The sequence below is a fragment of the Arthrobacter sp. FW306-1B-G06A genome (assembly GCF_058781765.1).
On record NZ_JBYSXB010000011.1, the window covers coordinates 29,806 to 51,365 of the forward strand.

The 21,560-nt window shown below is 64.0% G+C and carries 22 protein-coding genes; 11 read left to right on the forward strand and 11 right to left on the reverse strand.

Annotated elements, in window-relative coordinates; all coding sequences use genetic code 11:
• Positions 1–30: 30 nt before the first annotated feature.
• The 4 genes from AC3WJM_RS07885 to AC3WJM_RS07900 are packed head-to-tail and all read right to left on the reverse strand — an operon-like array spanning position 31 to position 5,491.
• Entirely contained in the window at positions 31–1,440 is a 1,410-nt protein-coding gene (locus tag AC3WJM_RS07885; RefSeq protein ID WP_492271555.1) for an aldehyde dehydrogenase family protein, read from the reverse strand.
• A gap of 53 nt (positions 1,441–1,493) precedes the next feature.
• A complete protein-coding gene (locus AC3WJM_RS07890; protein ID WP_492271556.1) occupies positions 1,494–2,021 on the reverse strand; it encodes a hypothetical protein in 528 nt (175 codons plus the stop codon).
• A gap of 27 nt (positions 2,022–2,048) precedes the next feature.
• A complete protein-coding gene (locus AC3WJM_RS07895; protein ID WP_441437458.1) occupies positions 2,049–3,563 on the reverse strand; it encodes an APC family permease in 1,515 nt (504 codons plus the stop codon).
• Positions 3,560–5,491, reverse strand: coding sequence for a primary-amine oxidase (locus AC3WJM_RS07900; protein WP_492271587.1), 1,932 nt, complete (start codon positions 5,489–5,491; stop codon positions 3,560–3,562). Before AC3WJM_RS07900 ends, AC3WJM_RS07895 begins: the two co-directional genes overlap by 4 nt.
• A gap of 133 nt (positions 5,492–5,624) precedes the next feature.
• On the opposite strand from AC3WJM_RS07900, the gene AC3WJM_RS07905 reads away from it, so the two are divergent.
• Positions 5,625–6,260: a TetR/AcrR family transcriptional regulator gene (locus AC3WJM_RS07905; RefSeq protein ID WP_059389965.1), complete on the forward strand. Its 636-nt coding sequence runs from the start codon at positions 5,625–5,627 to the stop codon at positions 6,258–6,260.
• Here AC3WJM_RS07905 and AC3WJM_RS07910 read toward each other — a convergent pair.
• Positions 6,257–7,273 (reverse strand): LacI family DNA-binding transcriptional regulator, encoded by a 1,017-nt coding sequence (locus AC3WJM_RS07910; RefSeq protein WP_284989071.1) that lies wholly within the window; start codon positions 7,271–7,273, stop codon positions 6,257–6,259. The two genes, AC3WJM_RS07905 and AC3WJM_RS07910, sit on opposite strands and share 4 nt — an antisense overlap.
• Positions 7,274–7,483: 210 nt before the next feature.
• Here AC3WJM_RS07910 and rhaI point away from each other — a divergent pair, with 210 nt between their 5' ends.
• The 4 genes from rhaI to AC3WJM_RS07930 all read left to right on the forward strand — a co-directional run bounded on the left by rhaI (position 7,484) and on the right by AC3WJM_RS07930 (position 12,654).
• The gene (rhaI, locus tag AC3WJM_RS07915; protein WP_492271557.1) at positions 7,484–8,650 is read left to right on the forward strand and encodes an L-rhamnose isomerase; all 1,167 of its coding nucleotides are present in this window, start codon (positions 7,484–7,486) and stop codon (positions 8,648–8,650) included.
• An 8-nt stretch (positions 8,651–8,658) separates the two neighbouring features.
• A complete protein-coding gene (locus tag AC3WJM_RS07920; RefSeq protein ID WP_492271558.1) occupies positions 8,659–10,704 on the forward strand; it encodes a bifunctional aldolase/short-chain dehydrogenase in 2,046 nt (681 codons plus the stop codon).
• Positions 10,701–12,170: a rhamnulokinase gene (locus AC3WJM_RS07925; RefSeq protein ID WP_492271559.1), complete on the forward strand. Its 1,470-nt coding sequence runs from the start codon at positions 10,701–10,703 to the stop codon at positions 12,168–12,170. Before AC3WJM_RS07920 ends, AC3WJM_RS07925 begins: the two co-directional genes overlap by 4 nt.
• 88 nt (positions 12,171–12,258) lie before the next feature.
• Positions 12,259–12,654, forward strand: coding sequence for a hypothetical protein (locus AC3WJM_RS07930; RefSeq protein WP_284989066.1), 396 nt, complete (start codon positions 12,259–12,261; stop codon positions 12,652–12,654).
• A 24-nt stretch (positions 12,655–12,678) separates the two neighbouring features.
• Here the strand turns inward: AC3WJM_RS07930 and AC3WJM_RS07935 are convergent, their stop codons facing one another.
• The gene (locus AC3WJM_RS07935) at positions 12,679–12,906 is read right to left on the reverse strand and encodes a hypothetical protein (protein ID WP_253257550.1); all 228 of its coding nucleotides are present in this window, start codon (positions 12,904–12,906) and stop codon (positions 12,679–12,681) included.
• Positions 12,907–13,029: 123 nt separating this feature from the next.
• Here AC3WJM_RS07935 and AC3WJM_RS07940 point away from each other — a divergent pair, with 123 nt between their 5' ends.
• Positions 13,030–14,514 carry an MFS transporter gene (locus tag AC3WJM_RS07940; protein ID WP_492271560.1) on the forward strand — a complete coding sequence of 495 codons (1,485 nt, stop codon included), beginning with the start codon at positions 13,030–13,032 and terminating at the stop codon, positions 14,512–14,514.
• A gap of 19 nt (positions 14,515–14,533) precedes the next feature.
• Here the strand turns inward: AC3WJM_RS07940 and AC3WJM_RS07945 are convergent, their stop codons facing one another.
• From AC3WJM_RS07945 to AC3WJM_RS07955, 3 genes are all read right to left on the reverse strand, one after another.
• Positions 14,534–14,986 carry an Hsp20/alpha crystallin family protein gene (locus AC3WJM_RS07945; RefSeq protein WP_059389970.1) on the reverse strand — a complete coding sequence of 151 codons (453 nt, stop codon included), beginning with the start codon at positions 14,984–14,986 and terminating at the stop codon, positions 14,534–14,536.
• A 391-nt stretch (positions 14,987–15,377) separates the two neighbouring features.
• Positions 15,378–16,061 carry a hypothetical protein gene (locus AC3WJM_RS07950; protein ID WP_492271561.1) on the reverse strand — a complete coding sequence of 228 codons (684 nt, stop codon included), beginning with the start codon at positions 16,059–16,061 and terminating at the stop codon, positions 15,378–15,380.
• 46 nt (positions 16,062–16,107) lie between these two features.
• Positions 16,108–16,959, reverse strand: a complete 852-nt coding sequence (locus tag AC3WJM_RS07955; protein WP_492271562.1) for an alpha/beta hydrolase — start codon at positions 16,957–16,959, stop codon at positions 16,108–16,110.
• Positions 16,960–17,134: 175 nt separating this feature from the next.
• Between AC3WJM_RS07955 and AC3WJM_RS07960 the strand changes: the two genes are divergently transcribed.
• From AC3WJM_RS07960 to AC3WJM_RS07980, 5 genes are all read left to right on the forward strand, one after another.
• Complete coding sequence (locus AC3WJM_RS07960) at positions 17,135–17,527, forward strand: nuclear transport factor 2 family protein (protein ID WP_059389978.1); 393 nt, start codon at positions 17,135–17,137, stop codon at positions 17,525–17,527.
• A 102-nt stretch (positions 17,528–17,629) separates the two neighbouring features.
• A complete protein-coding gene (locus AC3WJM_RS07965) occupies positions 17,630–17,920 on the forward strand; it encodes a hypothetical protein (protein WP_059389972.1) in 291 nt (96 codons plus the stop codon).
• A gap of 75 nt (positions 17,921–17,995) precedes the next feature.
• Positions 17,996–18,343 carry a VOC family protein gene (locus tag AC3WJM_RS07970; RefSeq protein ID WP_059389973.1) on the forward strand — a complete coding sequence of 116 codons (348 nt, stop codon included), beginning with the start codon at positions 17,996–17,998 and terminating at the stop codon, positions 18,341–18,343.
• A 53-nt stretch (positions 18,344–18,396) separates the two neighbouring features.
• Entirely contained in the window at positions 18,397–19,404 is a 1,008-nt protein-coding gene (locus tag AC3WJM_RS07975) for an isopenicillin N synthase family dioxygenase (protein ID WP_307053433.1), read from the forward strand.
• 31 nt (positions 19,405–19,435) lie between these two features.
• Positions 19,436–19,747, forward strand: coding sequence for a hypothetical protein (locus AC3WJM_RS07980; protein WP_284989055.1), 312 nt, complete (start codon positions 19,436–19,438; stop codon positions 19,745–19,747).
• Positions 19,748–19,749: 2 nt separating this feature from the next.
• Here AC3WJM_RS07980 and fdxA read toward each other — a convergent pair whose 3' ends face one another.
• The gene (fdxA, locus tag AC3WJM_RS07985; protein WP_059389976.1) at positions 19,750–20,067 is read right to left on the reverse strand and encodes a ferredoxin; all 318 of its coding nucleotides are present in this window, start codon (positions 20,065–20,067) and stop codon (positions 19,750–19,752) included.
• A 6-nt stretch (positions 20,068–20,073) separates the two neighbouring features.
• Positions 20,074–21,549, reverse strand: a complete 1,476-nt coding sequence (locus tag AC3WJM_RS07990; protein ID WP_284989054.1) for an aldehyde dehydrogenase family protein — start codon at positions 21,547–21,549, stop codon at positions 20,074–20,076.
• Positions 21,550–21,560 lie beyond the last annotated feature (11 nt).

Sequence of the window (21,560 nt, forward strand, 5' to 3'; positions counted from 1 at the left end):
CAATACGACAACAACTGCTAGTCAGTTGGGTCAGCCGTTGATCACCTGGGGGACCCCGAGGGCTTTGAGGCCTTCGACGCCGAATTCCAGGCCATAGCCGGATTGCTTGGCGCCGCCGAAGGGGACCCGCGGGTCGACGTTGCCATGTTTGTTGATCCATACGGTTCCGGCCTCAAGGCGGGCGGCAACGTCACGGGCAGCGTCCAGGTCGGAGGACCAGACGGAGGCGCCGAGTCCGACGTCGAGCGCGTTCGCCATGGCGACGGCCTCGTCCACGGTGCCGTAGCGGATGATGGGCAGGGCCGGGCCGAACTGTTCCTCGGCGACGAGGGGGTTGCTGTTGTCGATGTCGGCTACGAGGGTGGTGGGGTAGAAGTTGCCGGGCTGGCCGTCGTCGGGGTTGCCGCCGAGCAGGATGCGGGCGCCGGAATCGCGGGCGGCATCCACGAGCTTCGCGACGATGTCGAACTGCTGCCGGTTCTGCAGCGGTCCCAGCACGTTCGCTTCGTCCAAACCAACCCCCATGGGCATCGCGGCGGCAACGGCAGCAAGCTCGGTGCACACTGCTTCATAGAGGGAGTCGTGGACGTAGAGGCGCTTGAGTGCGGCGCAGGTCTGGCCGGTGTTGATGAAGGCACCCCAGAAGAGTCCTTCGGCGATGGCTTTGGGGTCTGCATCGGGCAGGACGATGCCGGCGTCGTTGCCGCCGAGTTCGAGAGTGAGGCGCTTTACCGTGTCCGCGCTGGAGCGGATGACGGCTTTGCCGGTGGCGGTGGAACCGGTGAACATGACCTTGCCGATGGCCGGGTGTTCGGCGAGCCGGGCGCCGACGTCCCGGCCGCCGGAGACCACCGTGAGGAGGCCTTCGGGGAGTTCTTCGTTGATCACGGCGGCCAGGGCCAGCACGGACAGGGGTGTGTATTCGGAGGGTTTGACGACGACGGCGTTGCCCATCCGGAGGGCGGGGGCGATCTGCCAAATGGTGATCATCATGGGCCAGTTCCAGGGGCCGATCGCGCCGACGAGGCCGATGGGCCGGTAGTGGAGTTCGGCGCGGGTTTCGCCGTCGTCGACGACGGTTTCCACCTCGAGCGGGGTGGCGGCGGTGGCGCGGAGCCAGGCCGCGCAGGCGCCGACTTCGAAGCGGGCGTTGGGGCCGTTGAGCGGTTTGCCTTGCTCGCGGGAGAGCAGGCGGGCAAGTTCCTCGGCGGAGCGTTCGACGGCGTCTGCCGCCCTGAGGAGCGCGGCGGAGCGGACGTCGTGGCCCAGAGCGGCCCACGCTGGTTGGGCTACCTGGGCGGCGGCGACCGCGCGTTCGAGGTCGTCGACCGTGTGAACCGGGGCCTCGCCGACAACGGTGCCCGTGGCGGGGTCGATAATGGTCCGGCTTTCGCCGGTGGTCGGGGTGATTGAAGCGAGGAGGGCGTCGTAGCTTTCCAAGGGTTTACTCCACTCTGAGTTGGTAATGGTTTCTATGGACAAGGCACTTGCGGTCAGACGGCCATCAGGATCATGGCGCCCAAGGCGCCCGCCGAAGAGATCGCCTCAAGCGATGCAGACGCGTGACGACGGTGTCCGCGGCCATTTCGTCGAAGGGTTCGGGCGGCCAGGGCGATTGAGTAGGCGATGACCGCTGCCGCGAGGGCAACTGCCAGGGCCGGATTCGCTCCACCGAGTCCTGAATGCGCATGTGCTTGGTGTACAGAACTTGACGGGACAGTGGGAAGGGTTGTGACGAAAATGGCGAACATGGCCACCATGGACAAGGAGCGGTGTATTTCCATGCCGCCCCGGCGATCCTTGGGCAAGAGCACCAGCGGAAGAGGGGACGTGAGGAGCAGGAGAAGGCCCCACACGACGCCCGGCACAATGCCTGGCCCGACGGTTGTGTCCGCCATCGCAATGAGCATGAGTGCCATCGGCCCCCACTGGCTAAGGTTCCTGACCAATCCTTCACGCATCGGGCTCCAGATTCCGAGGGCACAGCAAGCGAGCATGACGATCGAAAGGGTTGTGTGCATGTTGTTCACAAGTCGTCAGTCCCGGCGCTACACGTCGTCTTCGTCGCCGAGATGGACGGCCGCCGGCCCCTCCTCGCCGTGACCGATCCGCCGATACACGGCCGGGTTGCTCCGGCGGAGGCGGAACGCCCAGGCGATCCCCACCAGCCCGGGCACGATGATCGTGGCAGGCAGGACGAGCGTCAGCGCATTGGTCTCGTTTTGGCCGAGCAGTACGTTGAAGTTGACCACGATCAGCACGAAGATCGCCGCAAGGAGCACGAACCCCAGGGCAGGGGCGATCAGGCGGGTCCAGATTCCAGCGTCATGCCTGTTCTTGCGGAAGAACCCAATGACCGCCAGCGAGACAACGGTCATCAAGAGGACAAGTCCCATGGCGCCGTCGTTCGTCAGCCACGTGAACATGGTCAGGACAGGGTAGAGGTCGCCCAGCGATGATCCGGTCCCCGCGATGGCGAAAGCCACCGTGACCACGACGGCGATCACCGTCTGGGCGATCGACCCGGCGTAGGGGGCGCCGCTGTGCCGCCGTACTGCGCCCAGCTTGCGCGGCAGGACTTGTTCCCGGCCCAGGGAGAAGAAATAGCGGGCTGCGGCATTGTGGAAGCTGACGAGAGCTGCGAAGAGGCTGGTGACGAAGAGCAGGCGGGCCAGGTCAGCGAGAAGTACGCCGGCATGGTCACTGAGGAAACCGAACATCAGGTCCGGTCCTTGTTTCGCGGAAGCGTCCACCACTGCGGACGGTCCGGTTCCGACCGCCATGGCCCACGAGGAAACGGCGTAGAACAAGGCGATGATGGCCACCGCGGTATACGTAGCCCGGGCTACGGTGTGCTTGGGGTCCTTGCTTTCCTCGCCGTAGATCGCGGCCGATTCGAATCCCATGAACGCCGCGATGCCGAAGGAGAGGACCGCCCCGACGCCCGGCACAAAAAGGCTCTGCGTGCTGAGCGGCGCTCCGCTGACTCCCTCGGGGGCCACGGCAAAGGAGACGACGTCGTAGACAATCACCACGAGGAACTCCAGGCCGACGAGCACCCCGAGGACCTTCGCTGACAGGTCCACGCGGTTCACGCCGAGGAATGCAACGACGGCGATGCAGACAAGCACCGGAATCCACCACGGGACGGTGATGCCGAAGCGTTCGTTGATCAGGCTTGAGACGGTGAAGCCGAAGAGGCCGTAGATGCCGACTTGCATCAAGTTATAGGCCATCAGGGCCACCATGGAAACCCCGACGCCGACCGGCCGGGAGATGCCCTGCGCCACGTAGGAATAGAAGGCGCCGGCGTTGACGACGTACCGGCTCATGGCCGCGTAGCCGACGGCGAACACGGCGAGGGTTCCGCCGAGCAGCAGGAAGGACAGCGGCACGCCAGTGACTCCGGTGACGGCAAACGTCGTCGTCACGCCGCCGGCGAGGACAGTGAGCGGAGCCGAGGCGGCGATGATCATGAAGGTCACCGCAGGGACGCCGAGACGACGTCGATGATGATGCGGGTGTCCCACCTCAGTGGTCTCTTTCCCGGTTGTTAAACTCATTTCTGGGCCTCCATGTGGCAGTGGCCGCCTGAGGCGGGTTTCGACGGCGGAACGTCGAGTACGGGGCTCCGGTCGAAGAAACCTTCGGGGCGGAGTTTGAATCCCACCGTGTCGACGGGCATGATCGGCCAGTCCTCGGGGCGGGGGAAGTGGGTCAGCCCGAAGGTGTGCCATACGACGATGTCTTGTCCGTCGATGTCCCTATCGCGGGCGATGTAGGCCGGCAGTCCGGCTCCTCCGGAGTGCTGGTTGACGAAGTCGCCGCTGGGGTAGCGCTCGTTCTCGTCATAGCGGGTCACCCATAGGTCCTTCGTGGCGAAGGCTGCGCGTTGGGCGATGGACGATTGGGGATCGGCGAGGAGCATGGGATGGCCTTGTCCGTGGAGCTTGTATCCCACGGGGTCGCCCAGGCGGTTGAGTGAGTCGGGATTGGAGATGATCCAGGCCCGTCCCGCCGCCATGTCAGACTCGCGCACGGCCTCCGACTCGCGCTTGAGCACCGTCCGACGGCGGGCGAAGGCGTTGCCCCGTTCGTTGCCTTCTCCCATCGGTACCCGGACGGCGTCCTCTTCCTCGACCCTGTTGCTCAAGCCGTCGATGGCGAAGTCCAGCCGGGCGCTGAAGAGGTGCTGGTGGAAGGGCGCCCCAAGGCCCGGTGCGAGCTCCGAGGCGTACGGGTAGCCCTTTCCGGGGTGGGCGCTCGTGAAGACGACGCCGGTGGCCTTGGCTTCGAACTCGATGGTGCCGTCAAGGTAGAGGTACCAGTAGAAGCCGTAGTCGTAGTTGCCGATAGTCGTGAAGAAGCTGATGACGAGCCTGCGGTTCCGGCGGGTGTAGTTCACGCCGCTCCAGAGGTCGCTGTGCTTGGCGAGGATGCTCCAATCCTCTTCGTGCATGCATATTCCGTTTCGGATTTCCCGTGGCCGGCCGAACGCGTCACTGACTACCGGGCTGAGGTAGGTGATTTCGCCGAGGCAATCGCAGCCGAGTTCGAGCGAGTTAGCGTATTGGCCCACGAGGTATTCGCCGGTATCGAAGTAGTTCTGCCAGGAGCGCACGGGTGAGGGGTCGCCGTATGGCACCACCATTTCGGCGATGGAAGCCCGCTTGAGGATGCTGCGACGGCGATCGACGTCGTCGAACGCTACATTGTGCAGAACGACGCCTTCCCGGACATCGAAGCCGATGTCCAGGCTCCACTTCTCCCACTCGACATGGTTTCCATTGTGGACGGTGAAGCTCGGACCTTCCGGCTGGGTGATGTGGATCGGCTTCTGCGTGGTGCGCATCGGTCCGGTCAGCTCCGGGTCCGTAAAGTTGCCATGTTCTGCCGGCACCGGGACGGCGCCGAAATCCAGGACCTGGTCCACCGTCTTGCTGACGACATCAACGTAGGCAACCAGCCCATCCACGGGGTGGGCCCAGGCGCTGTCCTCGGGGAACTCCTGGACGAATGCCAAGCCGCGCAGAATCCGGCGGCCTTTCTCCTCGGGGTACTCGAAGACGCCGGCCGAAAGGGGAGCGACCCTGACTTTGCTGACGTCGAGGTTCCGGTCAGCCAAGGCCTTGAGCCACCGCTCGTCCTGGGCGAGGATCTCTTCGACCACCTCGAATTCTTCTTCGATGACCGGAAGCTCGCCCGTCACCGAGGTGTCAAGATCTACCTTCGAGACGACTTCCTGGTGTGTCACGGAGACCACGACGTCCTGTGCCGCACCGCTCAAGACGTTGTGCAGGAACGCCCTGAACCTGCGGTCCGGAGTCTCCGTTTCGCCCGCTCCTGAATCGCGAGGGGGGTCAAGGAGGCCAAGGTAGGCGATCCGGATGGATCCGTCGAAGAGCCCGGCGTCGGCCAAAATGCCCCTGACGGCCGTGATGTCTTCGGCACTGGTCAAGGCATACGGAGACAGTCCGGCAATCTCAGCCATGTCGGCGATTTCTGGAGAGGAGGTTGTGCTCATGGAAGGCCTTTGTGAGTGGCGGTTTATTTTCTATGTGTGTAGAGAATAGCATCGTGTAATCTAAGTCACAACGGTTGTAGAAAAAAGATTTGGGGAAAGAGTGCCGAAGATCGTAGACCACGACAAGCGCCGGGTGGAGCTGGTCGAAGCCACGTGGCGGATCATCGCAAGCCGGGGGATCGAGGGTGCCACGATGCGCGAGATAGCAACGGAAGCGGGCTTTGCCAACGGCGCGCTCAAGCCGTACTTCCCCACGAAAGACGATCTCTTGACGTTTGCTTTCGGCCACGTCTTCAACCAGACGAATAGCCGCATGAGCGACTCCACCGCCGGCCTGCGGGGACTGTCGGCGTTGCGCAGCTACTGCCATGAAATATTGCCGCTCGACGCCGAGCGGCTAAACGAAGCGCGAATCGCGATCGCCTTCTGGCAGCGCGCACTGACGGACCCGGCGAAGGCCGCCTTGCATGATTCCTCGATGGAGCAATGGCGTGACGCCCTGTTCGACAAGCTCCGTGAAGCCAGGGAACTCGGCGAACTGAAAGAAGGTCTCAACGACGACGACATCGTCGGCGGGATCATGACGTTTGCGCTCGGTGCCCAGATCACGGCCACGCTGACGCCGGAACATCACTCGGCGGATCAGCTTCGGTCCCAACTGGAGACCTACATATCGCTCATTTCATCCGAAAAGGGCGATCTGGTGCCGACGGCCGGATCGAAGGGATCCGCTTAGCGGCGCAGGGTGCTCTGCCGCGCCACGAGCTCCGGCGTGAACACCACTTGGCTGTGCACGTGGCCGGGTTCGGCGTCGATTTCGTCGAACAGGAGTTGGGCGGCACGCTCGCCGATCAGCTGCCTCGGTTGACTGATGGAGCTGAGTGGGATGCTCGACTGCGAAGCGAAATCGATGTCGTCGAACCCGACGATGGCGATGTCCTCGGGCACGCGGAGCCCGTTCGCGGCGAAGGATTGCAAAAGCCCTAGGGCTAATTGATCGTTGGCGGCAAACACGGCATCCGGGCGCTTGTCAGGTTGGAGATTCCCGATAAGATCTCCAATCCGGCGTCCGCGTTCGAATTTCAGATCGGGCGTTTCGAATAGTTGAAGCGGGACTCCGGCACGTGCGGCCGCGTCGGCGGCACCCCGGTATCGGTCCTCGACCTGCTGCAGGGTGAAGGGGCCGCCGACGAATGCAGGACGTACCGAGCCGACGCTGACGAGATGCTCCAGGGCAGTGGCGCCGCCGGCGACGTCGTCCACCGAAACCGAGCAGAACTGATCCGTGCTTGCGAGCCTGTCGACGAGTACAGAAGGGATACCCCGGTCGCGCATTCTTTCCAGCCGTTGAAGAACTTGTCCGAACGGCGTGATGAGGACGCCTTGGACCCGCTGCTGCTCGAAGAGGTCCAGATAGGCCTCCTCGCGGCCGGCGTCTTCGGCGCTGTTGGCCAGTATCAGGGAGTGCTTGTGGTCTTCGGCGACGTTTTCAGCGCCCAAAGCGACATCGGTAAAGAAGGGGTTTCGCACGTCCAGCACCAACATGCCGAGGCTCCTGGTGGAGCCGGACCGCAGTGAGCGGGCCGATTCGTTCCGCACGAATCCCAGCTCTTCGATGGCGGCAAGAACGCGGGTCCTCTTGTCGAACGAGACTTGGTCCGGACGGTTGAGGACATTCGAAACTGTTCCGACCGAAACTCTGGCAAGGGCGGCGACGTCAGTCAGCTTTGCTCCCGGGCCGCTTGGCACTCTCTACCTCCCAATTGATGAATCGAATCAAACCGCTTGATCAATATTACGTGGTTCGATCGGCGATCTCCGGGATTGACTGTTGACACGCCATGGAAGCAGGCCCTACCGTGTGAGTAGGCACTTGAATGAAACGATTCAAGACGGAATTGATTCAAAAGAAACGCACTGCTGTTCGAAGACGACGCACAGGCAACAGAAGGAAAAACCATGAACACGACGGAAGCGGCCCTCGGCCGCCTCGGCGAATTGGCCATCGAGGTCCCGTCCTGGGCCTACGGCAACTCGGGCACGCGATTCAAGGTGTTCGGCACGCCCGGCACCCCGCGGACCATCGAGGAGAAGCTGGCTGACGCCGCGAAAGTCCACGAGCTGACGGGTCTTGCACCGACTGTGGCACTGCACATCCCGTGGGACAAGGTGGACGATTACTCCGCCCTCCGCGGGTACGCGGCGGACCTTGGCGTCGGGCTGGGGACCATCAACTCCAACACGTTCCAGGACGACGAGTACAAGTACGGCTCCCTGACGTCCTCCGATGCCGGGGTGCGCCGCCGGGCGATCGATCATCACCTGGAGTGCATCGAGATCATGCACGCCACGGGTTCCCGGGACCTGAAGGTCTGGCTGGCGGACGGCACCAACTACCCTGGCCAGGATGACATGCGCGGCCGGCAGGACCGCCTCGCGGAATCCCTCCAGGAGATCTACGCGGGCCTTGGGGATAGCCAGCGCCTGGTGCTGGAGTACAAGTTCTTCGAGCCGGCTTTTTACCACACGGACGTTCCGGACTGGGGTACCTCCTATGCCCAGACGCTGGCTCTGGGGGAGAAGGCCTTCGTGTGCCTGGATACCGGCCACCATGCCCCGGGAACCAACATCGAGTTCATCGTGATGCAGTTGTTGCGCCTGGGTAAGCTGGGCTCCTTCGACTTCAACTCGCGCTTCTATGCGGACGATGACCTGATCGTCGGGGCCGCGGATCCTTTCCAGTTGTTCCGCATCATGCACGAGGTCATCCGCGGCGGGGGCTTCGGAAAGGATTCGGGCGTGGCCTTGATGCTGGACCAGTGCCACAACCTGGAAGAGAAGATCCCGGGCCAGATCCGCTCCGTGCTCAACGTCCAGGAAATGACGGCCCGGGCACTGCTCATCGACACGGACGCGCTCACCGAGGCGCAGCGTGAAGGCGACGTCCTTGCCGCGAACGGCATTTTCAACGATGCCTTCTACACGGATGTCCGGCCGGTCCTGGCCGAGTGGCGTGAATCGCGCGGCCTGCCCGCGGACCCGATGACCGCGTTCAAGGCCAGTGGCTACCAGAAGAAGATCAACGAGGACCGCGTGGGCGGCCAGCAAGCCGGATGGGGCGCTTAGGCATGAATATGCAGAACACAACCAACAAGACTGTTGAAGAACTGATCGGCCGTTCCAACCGCTTGGGCGCGGACAAAAGGAACACCAACTTCGCCGGAGGAAACACCTCGGCCAAGGGCACGGCACAGGACCCGGTGACCGGGGAGGACGTCGAGCTGTTGTGGGTCAAGGGTTCCGGCGGGGACCTGGGAACCCTGAAGGCGGAAAACCTGGCGGTTTTGCGGCTGGACCGGCTGCAGGCACTCAAGGCCGTTTACCCCGGCGTCGAGCGCGAAGACGACATGGTGGCCGCCTTCGATTACTGCCTGCACGGCAAGGGCGGCGCTGCGCCGTCGATCGATACCGCCATGCACGGGCTCGTGGACGCTGCGCACGTGGACCACCTGCACCCGGACTCCGGCATCGCGATCGCGACGGCGGTGGACGGCGAAGCCCTGACCTCCAAGGTCTTCGGCGAGAAGGTCGTGTGGGTGCCCTGGCGCCGCCCCGGTTTCCAACTGGGACTGGACATCGCCGCGATCAAGGAAGCCAACCCGCAGGCCATCGGCACCATCCTGGGCGGCCACGGCATCACCGCCTGGGGCGCCACGAGCGAGGAAGCCGAAGCCAACTCCCTCTGGATCATCGAGCAGGCCGAACGCTACATCGCCCAGAACGGCAAAGCCGAGCCTTTCGGCGCCACGCTCCCCGGCTACGGTGCGCTCCCGGAAGCCGAGCGACGCGCCAAGGCGGCCGCGTTGGCCCCGGTGATCCGCGGCCTCGCCTCGGCCGACAAACCGCAGGTGGGCCACTTCAGCGACGATCCGCGTGTCCTGGAATTCCTCGAAGGCGCCGGGCATCCGCGCCTGGGCGCGCTGGGCACCTCCTGCCCGGACCACTTCCTGCGGACCAAGGTCAAGCCCCTCGTCCTGGACCTGCCCGCCGACGCCGGCATCGAGGAAAGCACCGCACGCCTGAAGGAACTCCACGCCGCATACCGCGAGGACTACCAGGCCTACTACGACCGCCACGCCGGCCCGGATTCCCCGGCCCTGCGCGGCGCGGACCCGGCCATCGTCCTGGTCCCGGGCGTCGGGATGTTCTCCTACGGCAAGGACAAGCAGACCGCACGGGTCGCCGGGGAGTTCTACCTCAACGCGATCAACGTGATGCGCGGCGCCGAGGCCATCTCCTCCTACGCCCCGATCGAGGAAGCCGAGAAGTTCCGGATCGAATACTGGGCCCTCGAGGAAGCCAAGCTCGCCCGGATGCCCAAGCCGAAGTCCCACGCCACGCGCATCGCGTTGGTGACCGGCGCGGCGTCGGGCATCGGCAAGGCGATCGCGACCCGCCTTGCCGCGGAGGGCGCCTGCGTGGTCATCGCGGACCTCAACCTGGAGAACGCGCAGGCCGTCGCGGCCGAACTCGGCGGCGCGGACGTCGCCGTCGGCGTGCAGGCAGACGTCACCGACGAGGCCCAGGTGGCCGCGGCCGTCCAGGAGGCCGTCCTGGCGTTCGGCGGGCTGGACCTGGTGGTGAACAACGCCGGCCTGTCGATCTCCAAACCCCTGCTGGAAACCACGGAGAAGGACTGGGACCTGCAGCACAACGTCATGGCCAAGGGCTCGTTCCTGGTCTCCAAGGCCGCGGCGAAGGTCATGATCGACCAGGGCCTCGGCGGGGACATCGTCTACATTTCCTCCAAGAACTCAGTGTTCGCCGGCCCGAACAACATCGCCTACTCCGCCACCAAGGCAGACCAGGCCCACCAAGTCCGGCTCCTCGCCGCGGAACTGGGCGAACACGGCATCCGCGTCAACGGCATCAACCCCGACGGCGTGGTCCGCGGCTCCGGGATCTTCGCCGGCGGCTGGGGTGCCAAGCGCGCCGCCGTCTACGGCGTCGAGGAGCAGGAACTGGGCAAGTACTACGCCCAACGCACCCTGCTCAAACGCGAAGTCCTCCCCGAGCACGTCGCCAACGCGGCCGCCGTGCTCACCAGCAACGAACTCTCGCACACCACGGGCCTGCACATCCCGGTGGACGCGGGCGTCGCCGCGGCCTTCCTCCGATGAGCGGGAAGGAGGCCGGCGCCGGCGTTTTCGCCGCCGTCGATATCGGAGCGTCCTCGGGGCGCGTCATGCTCGGCCGGGTCACCGGAGGGCGCGCGTCCGGAAAAACGGTCTCGCTGGAAACGGTGCACCGTTTCCCCAATGGCGTCGTGGAGCTCGACGGCGGACTCCACTGGGACTTCGACGCCCTGTTCGGTGAGGTGCTCACGGGACTTGCGGCGGCCGCCGAAACGGCCGCCGCAAGCGGGGATCGGATTGCCAGTATCGGGATCGACACGTGGGCCGTCGACTACGGACTCGTGGATGCCTCCGGTGTCCTGCGGACCCAGCCGTTCAGCTACCGCGACGAGCGCGGCCGCACCGCCGTCGCGGACGTCCACAAGGTCCTGGACCCGGCGCGGCTCTATGCCACCACGGGTCTGCAGTTCCTGCAGTTCAATACCATCTACCAGCTCGCCACGGAGCGTGAACTGCGCGGCGTCCAGGCTCTGTTGATTCCGGACCTTATTGCGTTCAAACTGACGGGGCAACGCCGTACCGAGGCCACGAATGCTTCCACCACCGGGCTTTTCGACGCCGTCACGGGGGAGTGGGCCACCGAATTCTTCAGGGCACTCGGCCTGCCCAAAAACCTGTTCCCGGCCATCATCCAGCCGGGCGAAACCGTAGGCACGCTGCTGCCGGAGATCGCGGCCCGGACAGGGTTGCCCGCGGAGACTGCGGTGGTTGCCGTGGGATCGCACGACACCGCCTCGGCCGTTGCGGCCGTTCCGGCCCGGCAGGAAGACTTCGCCTACATTTCCTCCGGCACCTGGTCCCTCGTGGGCGTTGAGCTGGACAGCCCGGTCCTGGACGAGTCAAGCCGCTTGGCCAACTTCACCAACGAACGCGGCGTCGACGGCACCATCAGGTACCTGCGCAACGTGGGCGGCCTGTGGTTGCTCAGCGAATGCCAACGCACGTGGGCGGCCGAAGGGCACCGGCAGGAACTCACGGCGCTCCTGGAGTCCGCGGCGGCACTTCCCGCCGGCGGCCCGCAGATCAACGCCGACGATCCTGCGTTCATCGCCCCGGACAACATGCCCGAACGGATCAGATCCGCGGTCCGCGCTGGCGGTGCCGTCCTCCCGGACCGGCCGGCCGCCGTCGTGCGCTGCATCCTGGACAGCCTCGCCGCCGCCTACGCCAGGACTCTGGCGCGCGCCGAAGAACTGTCCGGAAAGCGGACGTCAGTGGTCCACATCGTGGGCGGCGGCTCGCAAAACAGGCTGTTGTGCCAGCTCACCGCCGATGCCACCGGCAAGACGGTTGTCGCCGGCCCCGTGGAAGCCACGGCCCTCGGAAACGTCCTGATCCAGGCCCGGGCGGCAGGAGCCATCAACGGAAGATTGGCGGAACTGCGGGCACTCGTGAGGGCAAGCGTCGGGCTCGAAAGCTACGAACCAAAACTGGCACTTCAGAGTCCCTAGGTCCAGCGCCCTGTTGTGCCGCAAAGCCCCTCGATAAACTTAAGGGGCGCCGAAGAGACGCAAGGTTGGTTGCGGGAAAGGCAAGATCATGTCCGACAGCAGCGGCGTCGAAGAACCCACTGAAGATGAGACAAGCGGAGCTCGCGAGGAACCGGAACTCAGGGGCCGTTACGTCGAGGGGGAGTACGGCAAGACGGGAACGGAACCCGGGCGGCACTCCGAAGACGAAGAAGGCCAATACAGCGAAGGAGACTACGGAGCGGCGGGCAGCCAAGGCGGCTTGCCCGAACCCTTGGGTGGGAAAGCCAAGGAATCCGGGCGCTACGCAAAAGCCGACCTCGGTGACGCAGGAACAGTTCCGGGGCGCACAGCAGAGTCGGAAATCGGCCAGTACGCGGAGGGGGACTACGGCGCGGACGGCGCAGTGGGACCGCTACGCGAGGCGGCCAAACCACCGGTGCCAGCGGATGACGACGACGACTGACGCAGTCGAGTGCCCTGGCATCGATTACGTCGGCCGGACCGTGTTTTCTTCAGACTTGGCCCGGAGGAACCTCAGATCCTCGGGGGAGAGGCTGACCTGGCTGTGCTGGTCGGCATCCGGGGTGATGCCGGTTTCCTTATGGAGTATCTCCGTGAGGGTCCGCGGCAAGACCACGCATCCAGGGTTGTCGATTAGCCAATGCCGCGTTTCGGGGCTGAGCATGTCCCAGTGGTCCCTGATGTTCATCTCCATGGATGGCGCCTAACTAAGTGGGTGCAGGGAAAAATGGTGGGTGCAGACAAGAATGCCGGCCGAGGCCGGTGCCGGGAACGTAATTAGGATACGCCGCGGCATAGGGGAAAGACAGGCCCGGAGATGGCAACTGAAAGCGACGGCGTAGGCTTCCGATCCAAGCGGGGCCCGATACTCATAGCCCTGATGCTCTCGAGCGGCCTTGTCGCGATCGATGCCACCATTGTGGCGACTGCGGTGCCTTCGATTGTGCATGAAATCGGCGGGTTTGCCTCGTTCCCGTGGCTTTTCTCCGCCTACCTGCTCGCACAGGCCGTTTCCGTTCCGGTGTACGCGAAACTTTCCGACATGGCAGGTCGCAAGCCGATCATTCTCACCGGGATTGGACTCTTCCTGATCGGATCGATCCTCTGCGGCTTGGCGTGGAGCATGCCTGCGCTCATTGCCTTCCGCGTGGTTCAGGGCTTGGGTGCCGGCGCGGTCCTCCCGGTGGCCATTACCATCGCCGGCGATATCTACACCCTCGCCGAGCGTGCAAAGGTGCAAGGCTACCTGGCCAGCGTGTGGGCCACCTCGTCGGTTGTCGGCCCAACACTGGGCGGCGTGTTCGCTTCGCTTGGAGTGTGGCGCGGAATCTTCCTGGTCAACATTCCGCTGTGCCTCGTGGCGGCGTGGATGCTGGTTCAAAAATTCCAGGAGAACATCGAACGGGTAAAGCACCACGTCGACTATCTGGGAGCCGTCCTTCTCACGGTCACGTTGACCTTGACCATCCTCGGGGCTTTGGAGGGTGGACAGGAATGGGCCTGGGATTCTCCGATCAGCATCGCGGTGTTCGCCCTTGGTGCAGTGTTACTCGTTGCCTTCGTCCTGGTCGAGCGACGAGCAGCTGAGCCCGTCCTTCCGCCGTGGGTGGTTTCGAGGCGCCTTCTCGCCACGACCGCCCTGATCTCCTTCGGGGCCGGAGCAATCGTGCTTGGCCTCACTTCTTACGTTCCGACCTTCCTTCAAGGTGCGCTTTCGGTGTCGCCATTGGCTGCGGGCCTGTCATTGGCAGCCTTGACCATCGGCTGGCCCATCAGTGCTTCTCAGTCGGGCCGTTTCTATCTACGGATCGGCTTCCGGGCAACAGCGTTGATCGGGATCACCGTCACCCTCATCGGTTCGGCGGCCCTCGCCGTGACGGCCTACACACCGAACCTGGTGCTCGTCGCGGGCAGCTGCTTTGTCGCGGGACTCGGACTTGGGCTTCTGGCAACCCCGAGCCTGATCGCCGCCCAGTCCAGCGTCGAATGGCACGAGCGCGGAGTGGTGACGGGCACCAACCTTTTTGCGCGATCCATCGGCAGTTCTCTTGGCGTCGCGGTTTTCGGCGCCGTGGCTAATGCGATCTACGCCGGCAGCCCCGGTGGCGGGAAGAATTCGCAGGCGGTTGTCTTGGCGTCTGCTGCAGTGTTTCTCGCCGTGCTTGTGAGCGCCGCGCTCACAGTCATCGCTGTCCTCGCGATGCCCGATACGGCCCCGGAGGCGCCTGCGCCCCAAGGCAAAGGACCGGCCCGCCTGCTTCAGAAAGTGCGGAGACTCAACGGGCGGGACGGAGGCCCTTAGGCCCGCGTCCTCGGCTGGGCTAGTTCCCCGGCTCCTCCGGAGACTGACTGGCTTCGTGGCCAGCCGTACGGACAACGCGGATCTTCGTGGTCTGCGGCTCTGACTGTTCGGGGAGCTGGATGCGGATTTCCAGGACGCCATCCTCATACGTCGCGACGATGCCGTCTTGGCTCACTCCGCGGGGCAGCGGGATGCTTCGGGACCGTTCGCCGTAACGGAGCTCGGTGCGGTAGCCCTTCTTGTCAACGTGTTCGGCATCCTCCTCGCGCCGCGCCTCGATATGCAGGGTGTCGTCGGCAATGCTGATGTCGACGTCGGTCTCGGGGTCGATTCCCGGCAGATCCACCCTGACAACGAGCGTGTCCCCCTCTTGGTACTGCTCGATGCGGAGCGAAGGGTCGGATTCGCCTTGAAGGAAGCGTCGGAGCGGCTCCGGTACTCCAAGTCCGCCGCGTCCGAATAGGTTGTCCATGATGACCTCCTGGTAGGTACCGGCTGCGGGCCAAGTTAGACGTGCCGGGATGAGAAAAAAGCTACGCCTAGCATGGTCCCGTGGATAGCCCTTTGTCTCAGCCGACGCGGCGTCCACCACTTAATAGCGCAATCTTGACGACGGCTGTGCCGGGTCGGAGACTGAGCATAGGAGGCGCGCCGTGGGCAATTTACCGTGGATATTCGTGCTGCTCATCCCATCGCTGGGCTTCATCTTCTTCCTGATTTACGCAAATATTCGGCTCTCAGCCAGGCGGAAAGCCCTTGGGTTACCCCCTCTAGGTCTGACTCCACGTCGTTCCAAGACTCGACACCGGAAGCACCACAAGTATGTGATCATCCATCGCTTGAAACACTGAGATCGGTTCCTCTCAGCTTTGATGGAAGTCCGGAGCCTTTGGGGCGTCGAGTATTCCAGCGATCTTCTCTTCCAGGGCGGCGATGGTCGCTTCGGGCAGGACAATCAGCCCATCCAATTCGCGCCGGGCGCGCTTGTAGGCGGTCTGTCGCTCCGCCGGCGTCGCTGCACTGTCAGAAGCGATCCTCAGCAGCTTCCTGGCGGTCGCCAGCCGCTGGCGCTCGGGCTCGGTGAAGTTGCTGTCCTTGATGCGCTTGGCTTCCCGTTCCGCCACATCGAACGCCAGCTCGAAGCTCCGGACGGCCGCGCGATACTCAGCCAGCCGGGCCGCCGTCGTGATTTCTCCCGGAGTTGCCGGACGCAGACCGTCAGCTTCCCTCTTGGCCCGAAGAAATTCCACGGTGAGCGGTTCGCGGACATCGGACATGACCGGAAAATCGATGAGCTTAGCGATGTCGAGTTCGTATTCGAGCCATCGCCTGTTCACGGCGTCGTGTGCTTCTTGCAGCCGCACCACCTCGGCCTGGCTGGCGTGCTCCACTTCCGCCGCGCGGTTCTTGAGCTGATAGAGCTCCACCCGACGGCGGTGCCGCCTTTCGCTGGACCTGGACCAGGACCGCGCCCACCCGCCAGCCAATCCGCTCAGCGGAAAGATCAGCCACCAGTTGTGGCTGACGAATTCGAGGAAGGGATTCACCGCTTCATCGTCCCACCGGCCCGGACCTGTCTCAAGAGGGCGCAGCCTAGCCGACCTTCCGGAGCCAGTCCGTCAGGAGCGGCAAGACGACGGAGCTACGCATCGCTCCGATGTGATCAAGGCCAGGAAGCACGTGGACATCCCACCCGGAGTCAATGAGTTCTTGCTTGTGTGTCGTCAGGGGCTCGCCGATCTTTACATGAACGTTGCCCCATGCCGGGCCGTAATCGATCAGATCGTCCGATCCTGCGAAGGCAAGGCGGGGCAAACCCGGCTGGACTTCGGCGGCGGAATCGTCGAAGTCTTGAAGGACCTCGTAGAGAGTGACGAATTGTCGGGTTTGTGCTTTGTTCGTTTGAACGGGCACCGAATCCCAGTCTCCAGGCTCAACGTCGGCGGTCGGTGAAGGAACGACGTCGGCAGATTGTGTGGACATGGAATGTGCTGCTCGCGTGACCGCCAACATGCTCTCGTAGGGTCCATCGAGGGGTGGGAAGCCGCCCATCACCAGCGCCCAGAGCCGGTCAGTGCGGATTGCTAGTTGCAAGCCGCAAAGTGCCAGCCAGGAGTAGCCGTAATAGGCGAAGCTGCCGGCATCAGCGGCATCGGCGATGGCAAGGAGATCAGCCGTGACATTCCGTGGAGTAAGGGTGTCCGGCGCGGGGTGGGCCATCCGGTGGCTTTCATAATCGGCGACGATGACGCGGTGGGATCGCGCGAGTCCGTTCACAAGATTGGGTCCCAGATCCGGATCTGCGCCCCACCGGCGCATCGTTTCGGCTTCCTCCGTCGGATAAGGGGCGAAACGGGCCGGAACCATCAGGGCGCGTCCGTTTCCGTGGATGGTGATGGGAATCGTCGTGCCGTCGTGAAGAACGGCTTCAGCGGTATCGATCACTGCTTACCCTCCATCCAGGTGCGGCCCCTTGTGGTCAAGCTTGCCACCGAATCGCCGGCGGCGGGCGTTCGCGTGGTCGCCCAACTCAAGCCCTTTCCCATCGACAGGCACCCTGCCCAGGAATAGCCTTAAGCCGTCCCATTGACCTACGAGGATGACGGAGAGGTATCCGAACATGGGAGCTACAGAAAACGCCGAATTGGTCCGGCGGGGATATGAGGCCTTTAACACGGGTGATCTGGCGGCACTCAGCGAGTTGTTCGCTGAGGACGCAGTCTGGTACGCAGCTGGGAATGGCGTGCTGTCCGGCACTAAGCAAGGACGCGACGCCATTCTGGCCTATTTCGGCGAGCTGGGAGCACGTTCCCAGGGTACCTTCCAAGCCGCGGTCCAGGACATCGTCGGTGGAGAAAGCCACACCGTCGGGCTCCAGCAAAGCCGCGCAGAAAACGATGGAAAAACCTTGGATATTGCAACTGCCATTTCCTTTGTTCTCCGCGACGGAAAGGTCGTAGAGGGCCGGGAATTCTTCGAGGACACGGCCAAGGCAGACGAATTCTGGACCTGAATCCCGGAGGTGGATCCCGCTTTTGAAAACTCATTGACATCCCGGGCGGCGGGGTCTATTGCTTGGCATGTCCACACCCATCCACACCAGCAAGGAGCAGATATGGAGCCGTACGGAGTGGTGCACTTCTTCCCGGGAGGCACCAAGGACCAATACGAGGCGTCAATAGCCGCTGTTCACCCAGGAGAGGGGCTCTTGCCCGAGGGCCAGACTTTCCACGCAGCAGGCCCGTCGGCGGGCGGTTGGACGATCATGGCCGTCCACGAGTCGAAAGAAAGTTGGGAGAAATTCCGCGACAGCATTCTCATGCCCCGCATGCAGGCGGGCATCGCGGGTGGATTCGAGTCACCCCCGGAAGAGACCGTCGTCGATCTCTACAAGGTCATGCCCTAACCCTTCGAAAAGGCCGCCCCCAGGTCTCGCGGGCGGCTTCCGACTTTCAGCGAGGGAAGTGGAAAGGAAACAGTTTTGGCCTCCATAGTGAACTACTTCGAAGTCGGTTCCCCCGATCCGGAGGGCACGCAGGCCTTCTACGGCTCGCTCTTCGACTGGAGTTTCGGTGAGTCCTCTCCTGCCAGCTACCAGATGGTGAATGGCGACAAGGGCGGGCTGTGGGACACGACCTCGCTCGAGGGAACGTCGTGGGCGATCTTCTACGTCCAGGTTGACGACGTCAAAGCCGCGATCGCCAGGGCCGAGTCTCTCGGTGCAAGCGTAGCCATTCCGTTCGTTGACAACGGCGCGATCGAGTTCGCGCACCTCCTGGACCCGCATGGCAACCGTTTCGGCGTGTGGCGTCCCAAACAGCCGAACTGAAGCGTAGGGATCATCCGCACGACGGCGACACTCGATGAAAAGGACGAAGTGCATTGACTCTCGATACATTGCCCGTGATCGATTTCTCACGTCTGGATGCAGGCCCGGAAGAAGCCGCACGATTCCGTGACGAACTGCGAGATGCCATGCATGAGGTTGGCTTCCTCTACCTAGCCGGCCACGGCATCCCGCAGGAGTTGACGGACGCGATTCTCGACGTGTCGCGCCGCTTTTTCGAGCTGCCGGAAGAGGAAAAGCTCGCGATCGAGAATGTCCACAGCCCCCAGTTCCGCGGTTACACCCGCGTTGGTGGCGAGCTCACCGACGGCGGGATCGACTGGCGCGAGCAGATCGACATCGGCGTCGAGCGCGATGCTGTTGAGCCGGGCCCTGGCATTGCCGAATATTGGCGTCTGGAGGGGCCCAACCTGTGGCCGGAGGCGTTGCCCGAGATGCGGGACATTGTCTCGGAATGGACCGAACGGCTGAGTACCATCTCGCTTGCGTTGCTACGGGCACTGGCAGTTTCGCTCGGAGCACCCGAGGACACTTTTGATGCGGCATTCGCCGAGCGCGCTTTCCCTGTCCTCAAAATTGTGAGATATCCGGGGGAGTCGAACCCGGAACCCAAGCAGGGCGTAGGATCCCACCGTGACGGGGGAGTGCTCACGCTTCTCCTGGTTGAGCCCGGGAAAGGCGGTCTCCAGGTCGAGTACCAGGGGAAATGGATCGACGCCCCACAAGTGCCGGGGACTTTCGTGGTCAATATCGGCGAAATGCTGGAACTGGCCACCAATGGCTACCTCAAGGCCACCCTGCACCGGGTCATCTCACCCCTTCGAGGCACGGACCGGATTTCGCTTCCCTTCTTCTACAACCCCGCACTGGACGCGACCATGCCACAGCTTGCCGTGAGCCCTGAGTTCCAGGCAAAAGCCCGTGGCTTGTCCGTTGACCCGACAAACAGTCCGATTCTGGAAACCTACGGGGACAACGCCCTCCGGTACCGGCTTCGGGCCCATCCGAACGTCGTCGCAGAGCATCACGCCGACCTGCTGTGAGCCGGACAGGTCAAAGCCGGATAATGGGGTCATGGATTTCGAATTGCTCACCATCCAGGACTGTCCCCACAGCTCGGCGGCCCGCGAACTTTTCTCCCGGGCCGTGGAGCTGGAAGGGAACAACCCGGCCTTGATTTCGGTCAGGGAGATTGTGAGCGACGAAGAGGCGGAAATGGCCGGATTCCACGGATCCCCGACGTTCATGGTGGACGGAACTGACCTCTACCCGTCCACCGCGGAACCGGCTATGGCGTGTCGCGTCTACCGTACGGCCGATGGCTTAAGGGGCCTGCCCAGCCTGGAGTCGCTTCGACGGGCGATCCAGGCCAGGCTGGCCGCCTAACGTCAGCCCGGGACGTGTGCCGCTGAAACCACCGGGTGGTCCCGGCCCAGGTTTCCCAGCGCCGAGGCTCCTTGCGGGGATCCGAGTTCCTCGAAGAACTCGACGTTGGCCCGGACATAATCTGCCCACTCATCCGGGACATCGTCTGAATAGTAGATCGCCTCCACCGGGCAGACGGGATCGCAGGCGCCGCAGTCCACACATTCGGAGGGGTGGATGTAGAGCGAGCGTTCGCCTTCGTAGATGCAATCCACAGGGCATTCGTCGATGCAGGCTTTATCCTTGACGTCCACGCAGGGCTGCGCGATCACATAGGTCATGACGCGCTACACACCGGTGTAAACGGTCTTGCCCCACGTGAAGAAGTCCAGTGCGGACTTGCCCTGCTCGCGGAAGGTGTTGGTGGAGGAGTCCTTCACGCCACCGAACGGCACGTTCAAGTCCAGGCCGGCCGTGGGACGGTTGACCTTGATCACGCCCGCCTGCGCGCGTGCGGCGAAATCCGTGGCCAAGGCCAGGGAGTCGGTGCAAATGCCTGCGGTGAGGCCATAGCGGGAATCATTGATGGCGGCGAGTCCGGCCTCGTAATCGGGGACCTGCAGGACCGCGACTACCGGACCGAAGATTTCCTCGGTCACGGCAGCGTCGTCAAACGCAATATCGGTGAGCACCGCGGCAGGGAAGAGCAGCGCTCCGGAGGGGTCGCCGTCGTACTCTCCGTGAAGGAGGGTGGCGCCGCGTTCGACGGCGGTGCGCACCGCTGCCTGGTCCTGTTCGAACTGCTGGCTGCTCACCACAGCGCCCATCTTGGCGCCGTCGAGCCCGTCACCGGCGGTGTAGCCCGCGGCCTCGGCAACAAGGGCTTCGAGGAACGCGTCGCGGACACCCGGGGTGACGTAGACCCGGGACGTTGCCGTGCACGCCTGGCCCGTGAGTCCGAACGCACCGGCTGCGACTACCGCGGCGGCCTTCTGCGGATCGGCGTCATCGAGCACCAGGACGCCGTTCTTGCCGCCCATTTCAAGCTGGACGCGGGCGCGGCGGGCGTTCAGGATTTCCTGGAGCCCAAGCCCCACTTTGGTCGATCCGGTGAAGGACAGCCCGGCGATGCGGGGATCGCGTGCCAAAGCGTCTCCCACCACGCGGCCCTTTCCGTGGACCACGTTGAAGACTCCTGCGGGTACACCGGCGTCGTGGAGGGCGCGGGCAAGGTGCGTCGCGGAGAGCGGGGTGAGTTCGGCCGGCTTGATGACCACGGCGTTACCGCTGATGAGTGCGGGGGCGGCCTTCCATGCCGGGATGGCGATGGGGAAGTTCCACGGGGTGATGAGCCCGACGACGCCGAGCGGCTCGCGCCGGGTGGTAATGGTGGTATCCGGGAGCCCACTGGGAAGTACTTCGCCCGTGGCGCCCCAGCCGAGGGAGCCGAAGAAGCGCAGCACGTCCGAGGCACGCTTGACCTCTCCCTTGGCTTCGGCGAGGGTCTTCCCTTCTTCGCGGACGAGGTCCTCGGCGATCGCGCTTTGGCGCTCGAGGAGGAGGTTGCCGGCGGTCATGAGGATGGCGCCGCGGGCAGGGGCGGGCAGGGCTGCCCAAGCTGGCTGGGCGGCGGCAGCGGCGGTGATGGCCGCGTCGACGTCGTCGGCGGTGCCTCGCGGGGAGAGGGCAGCGAGTTCATCCGGGCGGGCCGGGTTGATTCGCTGGATTTCGGGTTCTCCGGTCCATTCGCCGTTGATCAGGTGCTGCGCGGCGGCAACATCCTGGCGGGCGGACGTTGCCGATTCGGTGGCGGTGGAAGTCATGGTCATCCTTT